Origin of the sequence: Holdemania sp. 1001095H_141210_F2 (assembly GCF_015558105.1) — a bacterium.
Classification (GTDB): domain Bacteria; phylum Bacillota_I; class Bacilli_A; order Erysipelotrichales; family Erysipelotrichaceae; genus Holdemania.
On record NZ_JADNPO010000018.1, the window covers coordinates 15,052 to 35,408 of the forward strand.

At 52.8% G+C, this 20,357-nt stretch carries 21 protein-coding genes; all 21 read left to right on the top strand.

The window, feature by feature from the left end:
* The 21 genes from I2G61_RS11090 (at position 1) to I2G61_RS11190 (ending at position 20,294) form a co-directional block, all read left to right on the top strand.
* Entirely contained in the window at positions 1–1,398 is a 1,398-nt protein-coding gene (locus tag I2G61_RS11090) for an MBOAT family protein (RefSeq protein ID WP_195548272.1), read from the top strand.
* 16 nt (positions 1,399–1,414) lie between these two features.
* Entirely contained in the window at positions 1,415–2,554 is a 1,140-nt protein-coding gene (locus I2G61_RS11095) for a DHHW family protein (protein ID WP_195548273.1), read from the top strand.
* 150 nt (positions 2,555–2,704) lie between these two features.
* Positions 2,705–3,508, top strand: coding sequence for a YihY/virulence factor BrkB family protein (locus I2G61_RS11100; RefSeq protein WP_195548274.1), 804 nt, complete (start codon positions 2,705–2,707; stop codon positions 3,506–3,508).
* Between the two features lie 15 nt (positions 3,509–3,523).
* Positions 3,524–4,879 (top strand): 23S rRNA (uracil(1939)-C(5))-methyltransferase RlmD, encoded by a 1,356-nt coding sequence (gene rlmD, locus I2G61_RS11105; protein WP_195548275.1) that lies wholly within the window; start codon positions 3,524–3,526, stop codon positions 4,877–4,879.
* Positions 4,880–5,680: 801 nt separating this feature from the next.
* Positions 5,681–6,163 (top strand): small multi-drug export protein, encoded by a 483-nt coding sequence (locus I2G61_RS11110; protein WP_039865392.1) that lies wholly within the window; start codon positions 5,681–5,683, stop codon positions 6,161–6,163.
* A 265-nt stretch (positions 6,164–6,428) separates the two neighbouring features.
* Positions 6,429–7,583, top strand: coding sequence for a winged helix-turn-helix domain-containing protein (locus tag I2G61_RS11115; RefSeq protein ID WP_072684592.1), 1,155 nt, complete (start codon positions 6,429–6,431; stop codon positions 7,581–7,583).
* Between the two features lie 96 nt (positions 7,584–7,679).
* On the top strand, positions 7,680–8,165 hold the full coding sequence (locus I2G61_RS11120) for a hypothetical protein (RefSeq protein WP_072684593.1): 486 nt from the start codon (positions 7,680–7,682) through the stop codon (positions 8,163–8,165).
* A 136-nt stretch (positions 8,166–8,301) separates the two neighbouring features.
* Entirely contained in the window at positions 8,302–9,204 is a 903-nt protein-coding gene (locus tag I2G61_RS11125) for a transglutaminase family protein (protein ID WP_159432792.1), read from the top strand.
* Between the two features lie 13 nt (positions 9,205–9,217).
* Positions 9,218–10,252, top strand: a complete 1,035-nt coding sequence (locus I2G61_RS11130) for a type II secretion system F family protein (protein WP_072684595.1) — start codon at positions 9,218–9,220, stop codon at positions 10,250–10,252.
* Positions 10,253–10,256: 4 nt separating this feature from the next.
* Positions 10,257–10,565, top strand: a complete 309-nt coding sequence (locus I2G61_RS11135; RefSeq protein WP_072684596.1) for a hypothetical protein — start codon at positions 10,257–10,259, stop codon at positions 10,563–10,565.
* Complete coding sequence (locus tag I2G61_RS11140; protein ID WP_072684597.1) at positions 10,562–11,026, top strand: DUF4860 domain-containing protein; 465 nt, start codon at positions 10,562–10,564, stop codon at positions 11,024–11,026. The genes I2G61_RS11135 and I2G61_RS11140 overlap by 4 nt, the downstream gene beginning before the upstream one ends.
* The gene (locus I2G61_RS11145) at positions 11,023–11,439 is read left to right on the top strand and encodes a hypothetical protein (RefSeq protein WP_072684598.1); all 417 of its coding nucleotides are present in this window, start codon (positions 11,023–11,025) and stop codon (positions 11,437–11,439) included. The genes I2G61_RS11140 and I2G61_RS11145 overlap by 4 nt, the downstream gene beginning before the upstream one ends.
* Complete coding sequence (locus I2G61_RS11150; RefSeq protein WP_072684599.1) at positions 11,436–11,642, top strand: hypothetical protein; 207 nt, start codon at positions 11,436–11,438, stop codon at positions 11,640–11,642. The genes I2G61_RS11145 and I2G61_RS11150 overlap by 4 nt, the downstream gene beginning before the upstream one ends.
* On the top strand, positions 11,642–12,715 hold the full coding sequence (locus tag I2G61_RS11155) for a type IV pilus twitching motility protein PilT (RefSeq protein ID WP_072684600.1): 1,074 nt from the start codon (positions 11,642–11,644) through the stop codon (positions 12,713–12,715). The genes I2G61_RS11150 and I2G61_RS11155 overlap by 1 nt, the downstream gene beginning before the upstream one ends.
* Positions 12,716–13,028: 313 nt before the next feature.
* Positions 13,029–14,219: an acetyl-CoA carboxylase biotin carboxylase subunit family protein gene (locus I2G61_RS11160; RefSeq protein WP_072684601.1), complete on the top strand. Its 1,191-nt coding sequence runs from the start codon at positions 13,029–13,031 to the stop codon at positions 14,217–14,219.
* Between the two features lie 5 nt (positions 14,220–14,224).
* Positions 14,225–14,980 (top strand): esterase family protein, encoded by a 756-nt coding sequence (locus I2G61_RS11165; RefSeq protein ID WP_072684602.1) that lies wholly within the window; start codon positions 14,225–14,227, stop codon positions 14,978–14,980.
* A gap of 142 nt (positions 14,981–15,122) precedes the next feature.
* Entirely contained in the window at positions 15,123–15,899 is a 777-nt protein-coding gene (locus I2G61_RS11170) for an alpha/beta hydrolase (protein ID WP_072684603.1), read from the top strand.
* On the top strand, positions 15,896–17,077 hold the full coding sequence (locus I2G61_RS11175; protein WP_229100747.1) for an acetyl-CoA carboxylase biotin carboxylase subunit family protein: 1,182 nt from the start codon (positions 15,896–15,898) through the stop codon (positions 17,075–17,077). The genes I2G61_RS11170 and I2G61_RS11175 overlap by 4 nt, the downstream gene beginning before the upstream one ends.
* Before the next feature lie 85 nt (positions 17,078–17,162).
* Positions 17,163–18,479, top strand: a complete 1,317-nt coding sequence (locus tag I2G61_RS11180; RefSeq protein WP_195548276.1) for a M20 family metallopeptidase — start codon at positions 17,163–17,165, stop codon at positions 18,477–18,479.
* Positions 18,476–19,366 (top strand): RluA family pseudouridine synthase, encoded by an 891-nt coding sequence (locus I2G61_RS11185; protein WP_072684605.1) that lies wholly within the window; start codon positions 18,476–18,478, stop codon positions 19,364–19,366. Before I2G61_RS11180 ends, I2G61_RS11185 begins: the two co-directional genes overlap by 4 nt.
* Before the next feature lie 136 nt (positions 19,367–19,502).
* Positions 19,503–20,294: a MerR family transcriptional regulator gene (locus I2G61_RS11190; protein ID WP_072684606.1), complete on the top strand. Its 792-nt coding sequence runs from the start codon at positions 19,503–19,505 to the stop codon at positions 20,292–20,294.
* Positions 20,295–20,357: the final 63 nt, after the last annotated feature.

Here is a 20,357-nt window from a genome sequence, read left to right on the forward strand (position 1 = left end):
ATGGTTTTCAGCAGTCTGCCATTTCTATTTGGTTATCTTCCTGTCGTGCTGGCGGTGCTTAAATTGGCGCCGCTGCATGCCAGGAATTTTTGTCTTTTCCTCGTCTCGTTGATTTTCTATGGTTGGTCGGAACCGGTTTATATTGTGATCATGCTGATCTCCACCTTTGTCGACTATTACAACGGCAGGATGGTGGATAAGTATTGTGACGACCGGAGAAAAGCGAAGCGGTTTGTCTGGTTCTCGGTCATCTTTAATTTAAGTCTGTTAGGCTTTTTCAAATATGCTGATTTTTTCATTCTCAATCTGCAGGCGCTGGGCTTGCCGCTCAGTCCGCTGCACTTATCCCTGCCGGTGGGCATTTCCTTCTATACCTTCCAGACGATGTCCTATCCGATCGACGTGTACCGCAGGCAGGCGCCGGTCCAAAAGAGCGTCGTTTCCTTCGGCGCTTACGTGACGCTGTTTCCGCAGTTAATCGCCGGGCCGATCGTGCGCTACAAGGATATCGCTGAACAGCTGGATCACCGTCAGGAAACGGCGGATCAATTTGCTTTGGGCGTACAGCGGTTTGTCGCTGGTCTGGCCAAAAAAGTGCTGCTCGCCAATTCCATCGGCGCGCTGTGGGATACGATCTCCGCACTGCCGGCCAGTGAGATGAGTGTGGCCGGGGCCTGGTTGGGCATCATCGCGTTCGCCTTTCAAATCTATTTTGATTTCAGCGGTTACAGCGACATGGCGATCGGCCTGGGCAAAATGCTGGGCTTTGAATTTCTGGAAAACTTCAACTATCCATATATCTCCCGTTCGATCACAGAATTCTGGCGGCGCTGGCATATATCGTTAAGCACGTGGTTCCGCGATTATGTTTATATCCCTTTAGGCGGCAGCCGGCACGGCCGGGGAAAGCAGATCCGCAACCTGATGATCGTCTGGCTGCTGACGGGTTTCTGGCATGGCGCAAGCTGGAATTTCATGCTTTGGGGAATCTACTTCGGCGTGATCCTGATTCTGGAGAAATTTCTTCTCAAGCCGGTTCTGGAACGGCTGCCGGGAGTGCTTCAGCATGGCTACGCGCTGGTGCTGATTCTGCTTGGCTGGGTGCTGTTTGCCTTTACCGATCTGGATGCCGGGTTAGCCTATCTGAAGATGATGTTCGGCTGGGGGGCGGTGAGTCTGATCAACGCCCGGACGTTGTTCTATCTGCGGGACTACGGCTTGCTTTTGGTCATCATGATTCTGGCCAGCACGCCGCTGGGTCATCAGCTTTACGAAACGAAGATCCGCGGGCGTTGCTGGGAAGGCGTGATGCCGTTATTGATCGGGGCGGGATTAATTCTCTGCACGGCGTATCTGGTCGACGCTTCGTACAATCCGTTCTTATATTTCCGGTTTTAGAAAGGAGAAAGCAGTAATGAAAAAAGGAACACGGACAGCGATGATCGTTATTTTCTGCGGTTTTCTGGGCTGTTTCACAATTTTAAATCTGTTTTCTCCCCAGCGGACCTTCTCGGACGCGGAAAACCGGGTGCTGGCGCAGTTTCCCGAGTTCAGCTGGAAACGGTTTTTCTTTGATGATTACACGACGGATCTGGAGGAGTGGTTTACAGATCAGTTTATCGCCCGGGATCTGTGGATCGGCGTGAAAGCGGCAGGGGAGCGCGCACTGGGCAAAATTGAAAATCAGAATGTTTATTTCGGACGCGAGGACTGGCTGATCGGTCAGGTGGATGTTGTGGACAGGACGCAAAGTGCGAAGAACATCGCCAAGATCAACGCCTTTGCCGCGCAGTCGGAGATTCCAATCAGCGTCATGCTGGTGCCGACCGCGGCCCTGATGGAAAAGGAGAATCTGCCGCCGGGAGCGTACAATACCGATCAGGACGTGTTGATCGACGTTCTGGAAAGTCAGCTGACGGGCGTTCAAATTGTCGACGTCCGCGCCGCGCTGCAAGCCAGGAAAACACAGCTGAATGCGGATGAAACCTTGTATTTTAAAACCGACCATCACTGGACGGCGCAGGGGGCCTGGGCGGGCTATGAAGCATTGATGACGGCCTGGAATGAAGAACCGCTGAAGCCCGGCGAAGACTTCATCTATCAGCGAGCGGCCGAGGGGTTCAAGGGGACGCAGTATTCCCGCTCCGGTGCATTCTGGCATCCAGGCGATCCAATCTGGACGTGGACCTATACTTTTCCCTTCGACGTGCAGGTCGTTTATGATCAAAGCGGCGAAGCGCAGACTTCGCTGTTCAGCGATCAACGGTTGGATGAAAAAGACAAGTACATGACCTATCTTGACGGCAACCACGCTTTAGTTGAAATCACAACCTCGAGCGCATCCGCAGAGAAATTGCTCGTGATCAAGGATTCCTACGCGCATGTGCTGACGCCATATCTGGCGCCGCATTTCAGTCAGATCACGATGGCCGATCTGCGTTACTACCGGATGCCGATGTCGCAGCTGGCCCAGCAGATGGGGGCTGACCGGATCCTGATTCTTTACAGTGTGGATAACTTCTGTACGGATACCAATTTAAGTCTGTTGAAATAGGCAAACTTGCCCTGTGAGACATGGGGAATCAAGAAGCATACGAAAGGGAGTCAGGCCCATTTGGAGTCTGGCTTTCTTTTCAGGGAAATGGCTGTTCGTTTGACGGCGGCGATGGTAAAATAGAGGGAAGATCGGATAAAGGAGAACGCGATGAAAAAGATCCTGCAGGTTTATGAAATGTTTACTTCGTATGACGGTACGACATTCGTTTACGCGCTGGCGTATTCGCTGTTATTGGCGCTTGCGCCGCTGACAGCGCTGCTGGTCGTGTTTTTCCGTCGTTCGCCCGAGGGTCTGGCAAGTATTCTTGATTTTGCGGAGCAGTATATCCCGCAGGATCTGCTGAGTCCGTTCATTGATTTTTTCTTAGGCAATTCGCCGGTGGAACTGATTCCGCTGATCTTCTTTATCGTCGTTTCTTTGTGGGTGGCGTCGCGGGCGATTTATTCCTTCCTGATGATTTCCGCTCATCTGGATGAAGTGGCGCTGCCGCAGTGGTTCATGCGCGGCGTATCGCTGATCGACTTCGTCGTGCTGCTGGCCAGTCTGGGGCTGATGGTCTTCGTTCTCCAGCAATTTCCATTTACCGGATTGCTGACGCAGATTGCCGTGTTGTTCGTGGGGTTCTGTATCTTTTACCGGCTGTTGTCGTTTCGTAATTACCAATGGCGCGCGGTGGCCCCGGGAGCTTTGTTTACGACGGTCTGCATGTCGCTGCTCGGTACGTTTTTCTTTTTTGTCATCAATCATTTCACCCATTACGAATCAATTTACGGCCCGTTGTCGTCGATGGTGATTTTGTTTCTGAGCGTCTATATCATCGCCTCGATCATCTATCTGGGGTTCTGCGTTAATCAGGTGTTTGTGGAAAAAGATATGGTTCAGCCGCTGAAGCATTATGTGACAGCGGTTAAAATTCTGGAAAAGATATTTCCGTTTTCATTATTAAAATAGAGGGAGGCTATCATTATGGAGAAGCATCGAGACCGCACCGTGACGGTGACGGCGAAAAAGATCGGGATCAACGGCGAGGGAATCGCTTATCTGGAAGGAAAGCCGGTGTTCGTCGATCAGCTGCTGCCGGGGGAGGCGGCCGAGATTGTTCTCCTCGACTCGCAGCCGCGGTATGCGAAAGGACAGGTTGTCAAAAGACTGAATGATAGTCCGCAGCGGGTAAAACCGCAGTGTCCGGTGCAGGGGCGCTGTTCGGGATGTCCATTCATGATTCTGAAACCGGAAGCCCAGCTGCAGGTAAAGCGGGAGCTGGTGCAGGAAGCGCTGATCAAGTATGCGGGCCTTCCCCGCGGTAAGGTGCAGCCGGTCATCGCCAGTCCGTCAGGATTGGGCTACCGCAATCAGTGCAAGCTGCCGATCCGGGAAGAACGGGGCAGACTGGTGAACGGTCTGTTTGAAGAAGGAAGCAACCGCGTGATGCCGATCGCTCATTGTCTCATTCATGACCCGGATCTGGAAGCGTTGCGCAAGCAGGTTCTGGCGCTGGCCAATCAGTTCCGGCTCAAGGCCTATGATCCAAAAAGGGGAACAGGATTGCGCACGTTGGTATTGCGGGGATTTGACGGGCAGTACCAGTGCGTGCTGGTGAGTGGGGAGGATTCCCTGCCTAAGGAGTTCATAGAAAAGCTCAAGGCGATTCCGGGGATGACCTGCATCATGCAGAATATCAATCCGGATAAACGGACACGCCAGTTATTTTCCAATCGGTGGTCGCTGCTGGCTGGGGAAGACCGGCTGCCGGTGCAGTTCGGCGATGTGCGGCTGTCGCTTTCCTGCGCTTCTTTCTTTCAGCTGAACCGGCCGCAGGCATTGCAGATGATGCGGATGGCCGCGTCGCTGATCGAACCGTGCGATACGTTAGTCGAGGCTTACAGCGGCGTCGGCGGCATTTCACTGATGTTGAAAGAGAAGGCGAAAACGATTATCGGAATCGAGTTCGTTCCCGAAGCGGTGGAAAACGCGAAGGAAAACGCCCGGCTGAATCAGGCGGAGAACGTGCGGTTTGTATGCGGCGATGCGGCGAAGGAAATGAAGAAGCTGATCCGCCGGACGAAAATTGACGCAGTTGTCGTCGATCCGCCGCGGACGGGACTGGACGGCGCGATGATCGAAAGTTTGCGGCAGTGTCAGCCGAAGCAGATTGTGTATATTTCCTGCAACCCGGCGACGCTGGGGAAAAACTTGAAGGAATTGATGGATTTGTATGAAGTGAAAACCGTGATTCCGTTTGACATGTTTCCCAACACGCCGCATGTAGAGACGGTGATTAAGATGACATATTGTGGCAGTAAGAAGAAATTGAGAGGTTAGGCCATAAGATGCTGTGGCAAGACTGGTTAGTGGAAAGTAATTGAGTAAGAATTTATAGCGAAGATTAAAATGAAATAAGTCTTTTGAAATCCCGATCACACTCTCAAGCCACGTTATGTGCATTGTCTTGATGTTAAAAATACAGAAGTGGAAATATGGAAAAAGGCTTAATAAGGACTTTTTGAGAGTGGAAGCATGAATTTTTTTGCTGAAGAGATGCGGTATAAGTCTGTTAGAAAACATAACAACGGTTAAAAACATACAATGATGAATCGATGTTCTAAGATAAAACGAAGGATCGTGTACTCACATCGAAAAAGCCAATAAAAGAAACAAGACACGGCAAAAGAATGGATATAGACATTTATGTAATAAATTTTAAAGACGAATTTATTTTTACGGACAAAAATTGCAGAAGATTGAGATTTTTGCAAGCTTGGGAAGATGGGCATAATCTGAATTCGAACGGAGTAATTCGAGATTGGAGAAATAAGCAGGATTAATCGTTTTGGGATGGCGTTAACAAAGCAGGCTGCATCAATGAAGAGTGAATCCAAACTCCAAACTGGAATGGATCAGGATTATAATGTTTTACAAATACCGGAAGTTTGGAAGTGAGAAACAATAACGATCCTAATCGGGATGATCGTTATTTCTTATTTTTATGCCATTCCTTTTGTTAGAAACCAGCCTGGAAATTTCTAAGAATCCCTTAAGAAAAGCCATTTTGCCTTGTAACTTAGTTTGAATTCGTGTACAATGGCAATGCTGTAAATAACGAAAAGAATTGGAGTGCTGAATGTGTTAAAAAAATATTTTCTTGTCTTTCTGATATCCATGGTACCCCTGATTGAGCTGCGCGGCGCCATCCCATATTCTCAGGCGTTTGGCATGCCGCTGTGGTCCTCTTATATTGTTGCGATTGTCGGCAATATGATTCCTGTACCGTTTATCTATCTATTTGCCCGGAAGGTTCTGATCTGGGGCGCGGATAAGCCGGTTATCGGCAAGTTCTTTACTTACTGTCTGGACAAAGGTGAAAAAGGCGGCAAAAAGCTTCAGGAAAAAGCTGGCCGCGGTCTGTTTGTTGCACTGCTGCTGTTCGTCGGCATCCCGCTGCCGGGCACCGGCGCCTGGACGGGAACGTTGGCGGCAAGCTTTCTGGACATGGATTTTAAGTCCAGTGTCTTAGCCGTGATGGGCGGCGTCTTACTGGCCGGCGTCATTATGGGCTTAGCCAGCGCAGGACTGTTTGGCGCACTGAACCACTTTATCCTGGGATAATAAAACAGCGTCGCTTTGGAGCGGGATAGGCATGTCCCCTCTCAGGTAGAGAAGGCAAATAACCAACTCTGCCGGGGAGGTCTCATACCATAATGCTCGCATTCCAAAGTTCCGCTGTTTTAATTTGTTTTTTTCGCCGGATCAAGAAAGCGCTGAGACCAAAGAACACCTGAAAAATTTCATAAAAGTAAGACAATGTTATTAGTAAAAATACTGGAATTATAATATAATTAATGAGAGATTAAAAATTCTGGGAGGCAGACGAATGAATAGAATTAAAATTCAGATGCTTGGCGGTTTTATCTTAAAAACAAACGACCAGACGATCGATCTTGTTGCGTTGCTGGGCAAGCAGACAGCGGCGTTTCTCGCCTGCCTTTGCCTCAATCACGGAACTCTGGTAACCAAAGAACGACTGATCGAATTGTTTTGGGAAGACTCCAAAAATCCCCTCAATGCCATGAAATTTACAGTCCACAGGCTGCGGAAATGTCTGGAGGAGCTAACGGTGACGGGAGCGGCCGATTGGATTGTGACGCAGCGGGGCGGTTACAGCTTTGCCTGTTCCGAGCTGACGCTGGATATTGATGAGCTGAATAAACCGCTGGATCCTTTGACGATTGACTCCGATTATGCGCAAGCGCTGGCAGAATTATATCCGGGCGAGTTTCTGCCCGGCTTGGACCAGAGCTGGATCTATACCTATCGTGAGCAATACTGGCAGCTGTATCTGCAGCGGGTCCAGGCCGCAGCCCAGTCGCTGGCCGACCTTCACCATGAAGCTCAGGCGGAAACCCTGCTGCTGAAAGCCCTCCAGCAGGATTTATATCAGGATCAACTCAATTACCTCTATCTGAAAATTCTTCTTGATCAAAAGAAATATGCCCGCGCCATTCAACATTATGAAAAGATTTCCGATTCTTTCTACAAGGAATTCGGAATGGAGTTTCAGGGGAAGAGTCAGTCGCTGGTTTACTTCATTAAAGCGGATAACGAGGATAAGGAACTGACGCCGCTGGATTATCTGTCGGAACTGGAAGGAACCAGCGAGCCTGCGGCGTTCTATTGCGAGCGGCCGGTTTTTGCCAAGCTGGTCCAAAACAAACGTCTGGAAGCCCGGCGCAGCACGGCGCCGATCGTGCTGGTAATTACGCATCTGAAAGTCACGGACGCTGAATTGTCCGCGCAGGACTGCGGCGATCTGCTCAACCGCATCATCCGCTCCGGTTTGCGGGCTAATGACGTTTATACCCGCTTCAGCAAGACGCAGTTCGGAATTCTGATGACTGTAAAAGAAAAGAGCGATATTGCATTGGTGATGGATCGGCTGACCCGGCGGTTTTATAAAAAAATCGCGTCTTCCCGCTGCCGTCTCCATTATGACTTTGAGCTATTGAACGAGAAAACACCCGCAAATTGACACAAAGTAAAATAATTCTCTGAAAACCGCGTTATCTAACGGATTTCTAACCCACTTCCCGCATAATAAAGAAAAAAGAAAGGGTGGCCTGCCGTGATGATGCACAGATTGTTGACTATGATGAGTTTTGCCGGATTCGAAAGCAGTTGCCTGGCGCTGCCATCAAACGGTTCAGGCATGCGCGGAATCCTTTTTACGTCTGTTTCTCATTCCAATCCGACATGGAACATCGGCTGGGGATGGCTGTTAGGCTGGGGCATTCTAGCCGTCGGACTGGCCGCGGTCCTGCGGGTGATGGTGAAGAAAGATAAGGTTGTGCTGAAATTGGGAAGCGTGGAAGAAAACCAGGACGGCACGATGACGGTTGTCTGCACCGGCTATCAAAACAAGAAGCCGCTGCCGCTGGACTTATCCCATGTCCGTATTCACAAAGGCTCCGCCTTGATATTCCGGCAGTCGCTGACCAGCGATCTTGACGATGTTCAGCTGACGATCGTCCTGGATCCTCTGGCGGAATTAACCGTCGAAGTGGGCGAAGCCCGGCTTACCGTCAGTCAGAACCGACTGCGTGCAAATCGTTAGAATATCCGAACTTTTCAACCGCATACGCCGTCGATATGCGGATTTTGTTTTTCTTCCATTCCACGCGCAAACTCCGCCGTTTGGGAAGGGGTTGGATTGTGCTATAATGAAACAGGAAAAAGGAGGAGTGCCGATTTTGAAAATACGCAGATGGCTCGTTTTGGCGTTACTGCTGTCGGCCTGCAGCTCCTCCGGCAAGCCTTCTTCAACGCAGGAATACCCGACGCCGATCGAGGAAACCCCCGCTCCCACCCTCGCGGGAATTCATCTTCCGGAAGCTTCCGGAAACGTGATTTTGGGCGACGATTTGATCCAGATTGACGCCAGTCACACCGATCAGGGCTACATTATGGTGAAAACCCTGCGTTTTGATCATCGCCGCTTAAAGTTAAAAATCATCAAAGACGGTGAGGAATATCCCTATGATATTGATCAGGATGGAAATTACATCACCTACCCTCTGACCCTGGGCAGCGGACAATACGAAATCCGGGGGTATGAGAATATCGAAGGCTCAAGATATGCCGTCTTGTTCAAGCAGACGTTCGACGTCAGACTGAGTGAGGAGACCCTGCCGTTTCTTTATCCCAACCAGATTGTAAACTACTCGCCGCAGTCGGCGAGCGTTCTGAAATCGTTCGATTTGACGCAGGATTGCCGGACTGAGCTGGAACGGGTGCTGACAATTTACAACTTTGTGGTCAAGCATGTCAGCTACGATTGGGACAAGGCCGAGGAAGTCAAAGATCAGTATGTCCTGCCGGTTGTCGACGACACGCTGTCCCAGGGCAAAGGCATCTGTTTCGACTACGCCGCCCTGATGAGCACGATGCTGCGTGTCCAGCAGATTCCGACCCGCCTGATCACCGGCTATGTCGACGAGGGTTACCATGCCTGGGTCGAGGTGTATGTCCGCGGGGCCGGCTGGATCAATCCGGAAATCTATTTTGAAAAAGAAACCTGGACGCGAATGGATCCGACCTACGCGTCAACGCAGATGAAATACACTGGACAGTATCAGGATAAATATCGCTATTAAAGGGGGAAAAAACATGAAAAAAATCTCCGGGAATGAATGCGCGCTGTTGTGCCAGCAGCTGGCGATGATGATCAGCTCGGGCTTATCGGCAGAAGACGGATTAGGTGTGGTGGCGAACGATCAGCCAGACGTCGGTCTGCATGACGCGCTGTTAAAAATCAAAAATGAAATAGAGCTGGGCGAAACGTTGGCGGACAGTCTAAAACGGACGGAAGCGTTTGACTCCTACATGGTCCGGATGGTGCGGATCGGGGAACAGACCGGCTATCTGGATCAGGTGCTGGAAGCGCTGGCGCAGTATTATCAGCGCATGGAAAAGATCCGGATTAATTTGAAGAACGCGCTGACTTACCCGCTGATCCTTCTGATCATGGTGATGGTCGTCGTTGGCGTGATCTTATTTAAGGTGCTGCCGGTCTTTGATGAAGTGCTGCGCAATCTCGGTATTTCGCTGCCGGTATCGGCACAGGTGCTGATGCGGGCAGGGTCAGGCTTAATCATCGCGGCAGCGGTGATTTCCGGGCTGGCCTTGATCGGTGCGGCGGTGATTGCCATACGCCATTTTCGCAATCCGCAGCTGTCGTTGACGGCGCTGTTTGCCCGTGTTCCGCTGATCAGCGGTGTGTGCCGCGAGCTGTCGCTGGCGCAGGCGGCGTTCGCGTTGTCCTTGTTTACCCGCAGCGGTGTAGAGATCAGCGAAGCGCTGCAGGGATTGGAAACGCTGATCGAGCATCCGGGAGTGCAAAAACAGATTCGCGCCTGTATGCAGAAAATGGACGAGGGCGAAAACTTCGACCGGGCCTTGCTGGATTGTGGATTGTTTAAAGAAGCTTATGCCCGGATGATCGGCATCGGCCTGCGGGCTGGGCGGGGCGATGAGATGATCGCGCAGGTAGCCGAGCGCTATGACGACGATACCGAAACCGCCGTAAACCAGTTCTTAAATACGATCGAACCGCTGATGATCGTGCTGCTTTCGGTGATCGTCGGGGCGATTCTGCTTTCCGTGATGCTGCCGCTGATGAACATCATGTCCAGCATTGGGTAACCCGATGAAGAAGCTGGGAAAAATCACAGCCATTATTCTGATCTTCGCGGCGCTTTTCTGGGGGATCGTTCGTTCTCTGAACCAGACCTCGGGACAGATCCGGAATGAAGAAGCGCAGCTGATCGAGCAGCGGATCGAACAGGCGGCGGTGCTGTGCTATGCGTTGGAGGGAAGTTATCCTGAGGACGTGAGTTATCTGGAACAAAACTATGGAGTCGTCATCGACCATGGGAAATACAATGTGTTTTATCAATCGCTCGGCTCCAATATGAAGCCGGACGTCGCGGTTTACCGGAAGGGGGCGGCGCGATGAAGCGGTCTGTGACGGAAATGGTCTTTATGCTTCTGTTATTGACGTTGTTTGTCGGCTGTTCGTTTGTGACGATCGAGCGGTGCGCTTCCTTTTATCAGCGGATGCTGCGGGAACAGCGGCAGGATGACCAGGTGCAGCTGCCCTATCTGGTGTTGTTCAATCGGCTGCAGGGCGTCCGCGGCGATCAGGTGCGCGTGCAGCGGATCGGAGATCAGGAGTGTCTCATGATCCGGGAAGAAATTGACGGACGGACGTATGAAACGGTGTTCTATGTTCAGGAGGGTCAGCTGATGGAACTGCTGATGGGCGCCAACAGGCCGCTGGATTTGAGCGCCGGGGAGAAATTGGCGGCTTCGGCGCCGATTCGCTTTGAGCTGCAGGGATCGTCGCTGCAGGTGCAATGGCAGGGCGAATCGGGAATCGCCACGCTGAGCCTTGAGCTGAAGGAGGATGCGGAATGAAAATACGACAGCGTTCCAGCTCGTTTTATTTCCTCAGCGAGCTGTTGTTTGTGATTCTCTGCTTTGCCCTGGGTTCTGTGCTGTGCGTACGCTTGTTCGCGCTGGCCAGCGCCAGGCATCATTTAGCGCTGGATCAGAATCAGGCGCTGCGGTTGGCCCAGCCGCTGGCCGAACAGCTGCGGACTCATTCCGATGTATCACTGACCACGCTGTGGCCGCAGCAATGTGAACCCGAGGCCTGTCTGTGGCAGAGCGACGAGAGTGGAAAACTGCAGGAAAACGGCGTTTATCAGATTGAAATTGAACGATCGGTCCACAATGAAGAAAAAGCCGCCGTCCTGCGTGTCGTGCGGGTGAAGGATGGCCGGATTCTGGTGGAAATCGGTCCGATCACAGGAGGCGGGAAGTCATGAGTCATCGTCAGGAAACCCAAACCGCGGTGCATATCGGCACGGGGATCGCACCGTTATTGATGTTATTCTGCCTGTTGTGCATGACAACCTTCGCGGTATTGTCCTATGTTCAGGCTAACGCGCAGCTGCAGCTGAGCGATAAAGCGATCAGCCGGGTGCAGGCGCATTACAGTGAAACGAAAATGGAAAAGGAGGAACGCTGATGGACTGTCCAACGATATTGCGGCAGGCGGTCGACCGCCGGGCTTCGGATATTTTTATTGTCGCCGGGACACCGCTGACGATAAAAATTAACGGTGAAATGATTCAGCTGGATGATCAGCGGCTGACGCCGGCGATGACCGAAGCGTTGATTCAGGAAATTTTTAAATTGAGCCAGAATCGGACGATGGACCGGCTGCATCAGACGGGCGAGGATGATTTTTCCTTTTCGCTTTCCCAGATGGGGCGCTTCCGCGTCAATGTTTATCGTCAGCGCGGATCGTTAGCGGCGGTGCTGCGGGTCGTGCGGTTCGTTTTGCCGGATGCGAATGAGCTGCATATCGGACCGGAAATCCTGGCGTTTTCCGAATTGAAAAAGGGGCTGGTGCTGATTACCGGGGCGGCCGGCAGCGGCAAATCCACGACGCTGGCCTGTCTGATCGACGCAATCAACCATAGCCGAAGCGGGCATATCATCACGATTGAGGATCCGATTGAAGTGCTCCACCGGCATCAGAAAAGCATTGTCAGCCAGCGTGAAATTGGTCAGGATACGCCCGATTATATCCACGCTCTGACCGCGGCGCTGCGGGAAGCGCCGGATGTGATTCTGGTCGGGGAAATGCGCGAACTGGAAACGATGCAGACGGTGTTGTCAGCGGCGGAAACAGGGCATCTGGTCTTTTCCTCGCTGCACACAACCGGCGCGGCGAATACGATCAACCGGATTATTGACGTGTTCCCGGCCGAGAAGCAGCAACAGATCCGCGTGCAGCTGTCGATGGTGCTGCAGGCGATCGTGTCCCAGCAGCTGATTCCGGCGGTTGGGGGCGGCTTGATACCGGCCTTTGAGATCATGAAGGTCAACAATGCCGTCCAGACGCAGATTCGCGAGAATAAGATCCATCAGATCGACAACACGATTCAGGCTAACGCCCGGGAGGGCATGATCACGATGGACGCCAGTCTGTTGAATTTGTTGAAGGCCGGCCGGATCACAAAGGAGACCGCGTTATTGGCCTGTACGGATCCGGATTTAATGCGCAAACGCCTGACGGCGGCCAATATGGGGTAAGCTGGTTGAAGGGAAAATAAAAGGAAGAAACTTGCTGAAATCAACAAAAATCAGAGACATGAGAATCAGACGATTCCCTGGAGAACGGGCGATCCGCTAAAAAAACGCGGATCGTTTCTTGTTTTATCCCGTGACGCTAGCTTCATTTCCAGCTTTAAACAGCACGATGGGTTTTCAGTATCCTTGATGATTTCATCTTCTTTCATTTCTTTCAGCAAGTTATTTCAGAATTCTGGTATTTTTGCCGCTTAATCAATTTAAAAAAACGTTCGATTCTGCTACAATGAAACTTGAACAAAGGTGGGGAATATCCATGAATTTTATTTTTATATCGCCGAACTTTCCCAAGACGTATTGGAACTTTTGCCGTTGTCTGAAACAGAACGGCGTCCGTGTGCTGGGAATCGGGGATGCTCCATACGAGCAGCTTGAAGACAACCTCAAGCAGAACTTACAGGAATACTACAAAGTTTCAAGTCTGGAAAACTATGAAGAGGTGTACAAAGCCTGCGCTTTTTTTGCGTTCCGCTATGGCAAGATCGACTGGATCGAATCCAACAACGAATACTGGTTGATGCAGGACGCCCGGCTGCGCACGGATTTCAACGTAACCAGCGGCGTGCGCAACGAGGCGATTTCCTTCATTAAATACAAGAGCCAGATGAAGGCGCTGTATGAAAAGGCCGGAGTCCGCACGGCACGCTGGCATCTGGTGTCCGAGCGGGAAGCCGGACTGGCATTTGTCGCGCAGACGGGTTATCCGGTTGTCGTCAAACCGGATAACGGCGTGGGCGCCAACGCGACCTACAAGCTGGAAAACCAAGCGCAGCTGCATGAATTCTACGATCATCTGCCGGAAACGCAGTACATCATGGAAGAATACGTGCCGGGCTCGATTGAATCCTACGACGGCATCGCCAACCGCGAGCGCGAGCCGATCTTTGAGACGTCGCATGTGTTTCCGCGGCCGATCATGGAAATCGTCAATCATGAGGAGGACATCTATTATTATTCCGTGCGCCAAATCCCGGAAGATCTCAAGGATGCCGGACGGCGCGTGATCGCCGCCTTCCCGACCCAGAGCCGGTTTTTTCATTGCGAGTTTTTCCGCCTGACTGAAGATAAGGAAGGACTGGGCAAGCGGGGCGATCTGATCGGCCTGGAAGTCAACATGCGTCCGCCGGGAGGCTATACCCCGGATATGATGAACTATGCCAACGATATCGACGTCTATAAAATCTGGGCGAACATGGTCGCGTATGATCATGGGTATTTCGATCCTTCGCACCGGCCGTATTATTGCGTTTATACGGGCCGCCGTCACCGTCTGGCTTACCGTCATACTCTCGCTGAGGTGCATGAGCGCTACGGCAGCGCGATCGTGATGGCGGAAACGATGCCGGAGGTCTTAGCCCCGGCGATGGGCAACGACATGATCACCGCTCGTTTCGCGGATGTTGACGACATGATGGAATTCGTCAGCTTTACCATGACCAAGGAGTAGAAAACATGCATACAGCGTATTATAACGAATACAGTTATCATCTTGACCGGATGATGGAATTCAAGGTTTACGGTCATGCCGGACGGCCCTGTCTGGTATTTCCGGCGCAGAGCGGCCGGTTCTATGATTTTGAAAATTTCGGGATGGTCGGGGCCGTGCAGGATCTGCTTGAACAGGGCCGGCTGCAGCTGTTTACCTGCGACAGCATCGACTGGGAGACCTGGGCGGCCTTCGACCGCGAATGCCGCGGCCGGATCGAGCGCCACGAGGCTTATGCCCGCTATATTGTGGAAGAGCTGGCGCCGCGGATCCTCGAGATTAACCAGTGGTCCAACGACGGCCGGCGGGCCGGCGGGATTCTGACGACCGGCTGCAGTCTGGGGGCGCTTCACGCTGTGAATTTCATGTTCCGCTGGCCGGATCTGTTCAACGGCACGATCGGCTTAAGCGGCATTTATTCCAGTAAGTGGTACTTCGGCGGCTACATGGACGATCTGGTTTACAACAACTCCACGATCGACTATCTCGATCAGATGCCGGCTGATCATCCGTATGTGGAAAAATACCGGCATTGCGACATCGTGCTGTGCTGCGGTCAGGGCGATTGGGAACAGGAAGCTCAGCAGGACACCCGCCGGATGCAGGAACTGTTAGGCTATAAAAATATCCCGGCCTGGATCGATTACTGGGGCGGCGACGCGGTTCACGACTGGCCGTGGTGGCGCAAACAGTTCCCGTATTTTATCAGCCGTCTTTGTTAAATACTTCAGAATCTGACCGCCGGGCTGTGTCCGGCGGTTTCTGATTCTTTCCCTCGGTTTTCAGACTTGCGCTCGGACTGAAAATTCACTACAATGAAAATGTCAGGCTGGGAATTCCCGGCTAGAAAAGAGGATCACAGAGATGCTTATTCAACAGGAAACATGGATTACGCCGCTGGACGAAGCGCGGACGCTCCATCTGTATATTCCCGACGGACTGACGCCGGGCCAAAAGGTACCGGTGCTGTATATGTTTGACGGTCACAATCTGTTTGTCGACGAGGAAGCGACCTATGGCAAAAGCTGGGGATTGAAGGATTACCTCGAGCTAACCCGGCTGCCATTAGTCGTCGTCGGTCTTGAATGCAACCATGAAGGCAATCGCCGGCTGTGGGAGTTTTCACCTTACGATTTCGCCGATCCCGTCTGGGGCGAGGTACAGGGACAGGGCGAGCTGCTGCTGGACTGGATGAGCGGCGAGTTAAAAGAATGGGTAGACGAGAACCTGCCGGTGCTGACCGATCGGGAGCATACGTTTATCGGCGGCAGCTCGATGGGTGGTCTGATGGCCTTGTACGCCGGCGGCCGCTACAGCTCGGTTTACAGCCGGGCTGCCTGCCTGTCGCCGTATCTGGGATTGGTCATGGAGCCATTGTGCGAGGATCTTGACGAAGCCTGGATTGAGGAAGACACGCAGTTTTATATCAGCTGGGGCGGCCTGGAAACCGGCACCCAGGAAGAACTGGCGCAGGTCACGACCGACAACCTGACGATCCAGCGGATTTTAGAGGATAAAGCGTCGGTATATCTGCATTGCTACCCGGAAGGGACGCATTGCGAGGCGTGCTGGGAAGAAGAAACACCGGTCTGGATGGAAGAATTAGGCATCCTGCAGCGGTGTTGGGAGGAAACAGAATGATAAATTTCGTATTGATCTCACCGCATTTCCCATCCAATTACTGGCTGTTTGCACGGGCTTTGAAAAATCGCGGCGTGCGCGTGCTGGGGATTGTCGACACCCCGGTGGAATCCTTGCCGGAAACACTGCGGGCAGTGCTGGACGATGTGGTCTGCGTCTATTCGATGACCGATCGGGACGCGATGATCCGGACCTGCGGTTATTTCACATGGAAGTACGGCAAGATCGACTGGATCGAATCGAATAACGAATACTGGCTGAATCTGGACGCCGAGCTGCGCGAGCTGTTTCACGTCACGACCGGCATGTTTCCCAAGCAGCTTCACGTCTGTCAGCACAAGTCGCTGATGAAGGCAAAATATGCCGAAGCGGGTGTGCCGGCTGCGCGCTGGCTGATCAGTGAGGATAAAGCCGAGATCCGCGAGTTTGCCAAAAAGGTGAACTATTCCTTAGTCGCCAAGCCGGACCGCGGCGTCGGGGCGAGCGACACGATGCGGATCCACAACGCGGAGGAGCTCGAGCAGATGTTAAAAACGATGCACTCCGGAATGATCGTCGAGGAATTTGTCCACGGCACGGTCTGCACGTTCGATGGGATTATCAACAACCAGGGCAAGGTCGTCTTTGCGACCAGTCATGTCTACCTCGGTTCAGTCATGGATTCGGTCAACGAGAAGCAGCCGATCGGCTGTTATTCGCTGAAAACGGTGCCGGACGATCTGCGCAGCGCAGGCGAGCGGACATTGCAGGCCTTCGGCGTGCGCGACCGGTTTTTCCACCTGGAATTCTTCCGTCTGGACTGCGATCAGGAGGGGCTGGGACGGCAGGGCGACATCATCGGCCTGGAAGTCAATATGCGCCCGCCGGGAGGATTTCTGCCGGACATGATCGACTATGCCAACGATATCGACATCTATCAGATCTGGGCCGATACCCTGATCGATCACGAGCCTTGCTACAACCCGGAACGCCCGTATTCCAGCGTGTTTGTCGGACGGCGTAAGGAACAAGCGTATCAGCATTCGATGGAATGGATCATCGAACGGTATCAAGGCGCGATCATCCAGCGGATCGCGATGGATCCGGCGCTGGCGGAAGCGATGGGCGACGAAGTTCTGATCGCCCGGTTCCCGACTGAGCAGCAGGTGTTTGATTTCTATGCTGACTGCGTCCGCTAAGTTAAAGCGAACGCTTGCGATCAAAGAAAAAGCAAAGATTTCCTGATCATTGCATAAGGCTTCGGCCTGTCAGGAAGTCGGTTGAGTGAAAGCAATAGTAAAAAGCGAGGAGAAGATCATGACGATTCAATGGAATGAAGAAGCGCAGCGCTTAAGCGAGCTTTGCATCAATCTGCGCCGTCAGCTGCACCGCCATCCGGAATTAAGCTCACACGAGGAACAGACGGTCGCACTGATCGATCAGTTCTTACAAGCGCAGGGCATCCGCACGCAGATCGTTGAGCACGGTGGGGTGCTGGGGTGGATCGAGGGCGGCAAGCCGGGCCGGACCGTCATGTTAAGGGCGGATATCGACGCGCTGCCGATCCAGGAAGAAAAGACCAACGGCGGCGGGCGGCAGAAAGTGTGCGTCAGCGAGATCCCCGGCGTCCAGCATGCCTGCGGCCACGACGGTCATACCGCGATGTTATTGACGGCGGCCAAGCTGCTTCAGGCACACCGGGAGGCTCTGGAAGGCACGGTACTGTTGTGTTTTGAACGCGGCGAAGAAGCGACGATGAATATTTATCATCTCATGAAGGCGTTGGAAAAAGCGGGCATCGAACCGGACAGCGTGTTTGGTCTGCATGTTTCCCCGCATACTCCGGCCGGGACGCTGCAAATTCAGGCCGGGCCGCTGATGGCGGGGATGTTTTCCTTCCATGTGCGGCTGCAGGGACGCGGCGGGCATGGCTCCCGCCCGGATTTGTGCGTCAATCCGATTGATTGTTATGCGGCGATCGGTCAGGCGCTGAACGCGCTGCGGATGCGCACGGTCAGTCCGTTTGAGCCGCTGACGATTTCCACGGGTCTGGTTCAATCCGGAACGAAATCCAACATTCTGCCGGATACCTGCGTATTTAAGGGCACGGTGCGGTTTTATAACCGGGAAGTGGGACTGGCGTTTCAGGCCAAGCTGCGCCATGTTGTCGAACACATCGCCGAAGCCTACGACTGCACGGCAAGTTTTGATAAGCTGAACGCGCCGGGCTTCCCGCTGAACAATGACGCGGACTACGCGAAAACCGCGGCCGAGGTCTGCGGCGAAATGTTGGGAAAAGAAGCGGTAATCCAGGCCGAGCCGTGGATGGGCACGGACAGCTTCCCGCTGTATTTGCAGCGGATGCCGGGAGTTTACGCCTTCTTAGGCATGCGCAATGAGGAAAAAGGCATCATTGCCGACGTGCATACCAGCCGGCATGATCTGGACGAAAGCGTACTGTGGAAAGGGGCAGCCGCGCACGCGGCCTGCGCCGAGGCGTTCTTAAAGCAAGCGCGGCCGCAGGCATGGAAGCCGAACCCGCTCGATCTGGACACGCTGTTTGAGCAGGCGGGCTATCTGTTTCCGGAAGGCCGGGAATGATGCCCTTGCGGATTGATGTCCCCTGGCTGCGGTTTTCCATCCCGGCACAAGCCGAAGGCCAGACGATCGCGGAATTGCTTGCGCCGTGGGGATGTTCCAAGGCTGCGCGCTACAAGCTGGAAATTGAACGAAAAATTACGTTGAATGGTCAGCCGGTTCGACAGCGTGCGAAGGTAAAGGTCGGCGACGAGCTGGCGCTGAAGGTGTTTCAGCAGGAGGAGCCGGATTTTGTTCCGTGGACAATCCCGATCAGGATTTTGTATGAAGACGAGCTGATCTTGGCGGTGTCCAAGCCGGCCGGCATGATCGTCCATCCGGATGATAAAGGGAAGACCGGCACACTGGCCAACGCGGTGGCAGCGTATTATCTGCAAACCGGCCAGCATTGCACTGTCCGGCCGATTCACCGGCTGGACGAAGGCACCAGCGGGATCGTGCTTTTCAGCAAGTGTCCGTTCTTTCAGCCGAAGCTGGATCAGGCTTTGGCCCAGAAGCAGATCGCCCGCACGTATCTGGCGGTGGTCAGCGGCGTCATGAAGCCGAAGGACAGATTGACGCTTGATAAACCGATCGGCCGTGACCGGCATAACGCGAAGGCCTATCGGATTTCCCCGACCGGCAAGCCGGCGGTGACCCATGTCGAAGTGCTGCGCTGCCGGCAGAAGGAGAAACAGACGCTGGTCCGCTGTCAGCTGGAAACCGGACGCACACATCAAATCCGCGTCCATCTGGCGTCAATTCAGCGGCCGGTCGTCAACGACCCGCTGTATAATCCCCGGCCGGTTCAGGGCCGGATGAAACTGCACGCGTGGAAATGCGCCTGGACAGATCTTGTCAGCGGCCGGCGGGTGGAAATCACGGATGAGCCGGAAAATGAATTTTGGTAATTCTGTCCTGCTTATTTTACAATCTTAAAAAATTAAGAAATGCTGGAATCAATGCGATTTTCAGCATTTTTATTACGTTTATGCTTTATAATGAAATCAACAAAATTAAAAAGAGGAAAGAGTGCAGGTGGCATACATGAAGGTCAATGAGTTTGCCCGTCAGCTGGGGATTGTCAGCAGTAAGGTTCGTTATTATGACCGGATGGGCTTGATTCAGGGAGAACGGCAGGATAACAATTACCGGAATTTTACACCGCAGGACGCCCTGAATATTTATCATGCGCAGATGCTGCGCAGCTTTGACATGAGCATTCAGGAATCGCTGAACGCGAAAAATGAGGAGTTGGAAGCGATTGATCAATGGGTCGGCGCACACGCTGAGTCACTGGAAGAACAAATCCGCTGGCAGGAAATTAAACTGCTGCGGTTAAAGGAAATGCAGGCCTATTTTCAGATGATCAAAGAGGGACGGGAACGCGTGGCTCCACTGTTTCGTGACAACAGCTATAATGTCTGGAATTTTGGAACTGGGGCCGTCAGGACTCCGGGGGTGCAGAAGGCCGTTGAGATTCTGTCTGAGAATATGCCCTTCTCCTACATTGCGATCAAAATCGGCGTGCAGAGCGTGATCAAGGAGCGTCGGCCGCTGGACGTCAGTATCGGCCTGGGTATTCTGGAACGCAATAAAAAGAAGCTGAATCTGAAACTTCCTGCCGAAGTGGAACGAAAAGAAGGCGGCGAGATTCTGCAGTACATGTTGGAGGTTTCCGATCCGTTTCAGCTCACCTGCCAGGATCTAAAACCGCTGCTGGACGAATGTCGGCGGCGCGGGAAACCGATCTGTACGGATATAATCGGCCGGATTTATTTAAGTTACATGAGAAACGGCGTTTTTGTTCATGGAATCGGTTTGGCGGGTGAAATATAAGCGGAGAAAGATGAGGTCATCTTTCCCAACGTCAAACGTCTTCGAGAACCTTGACGAAGAAGA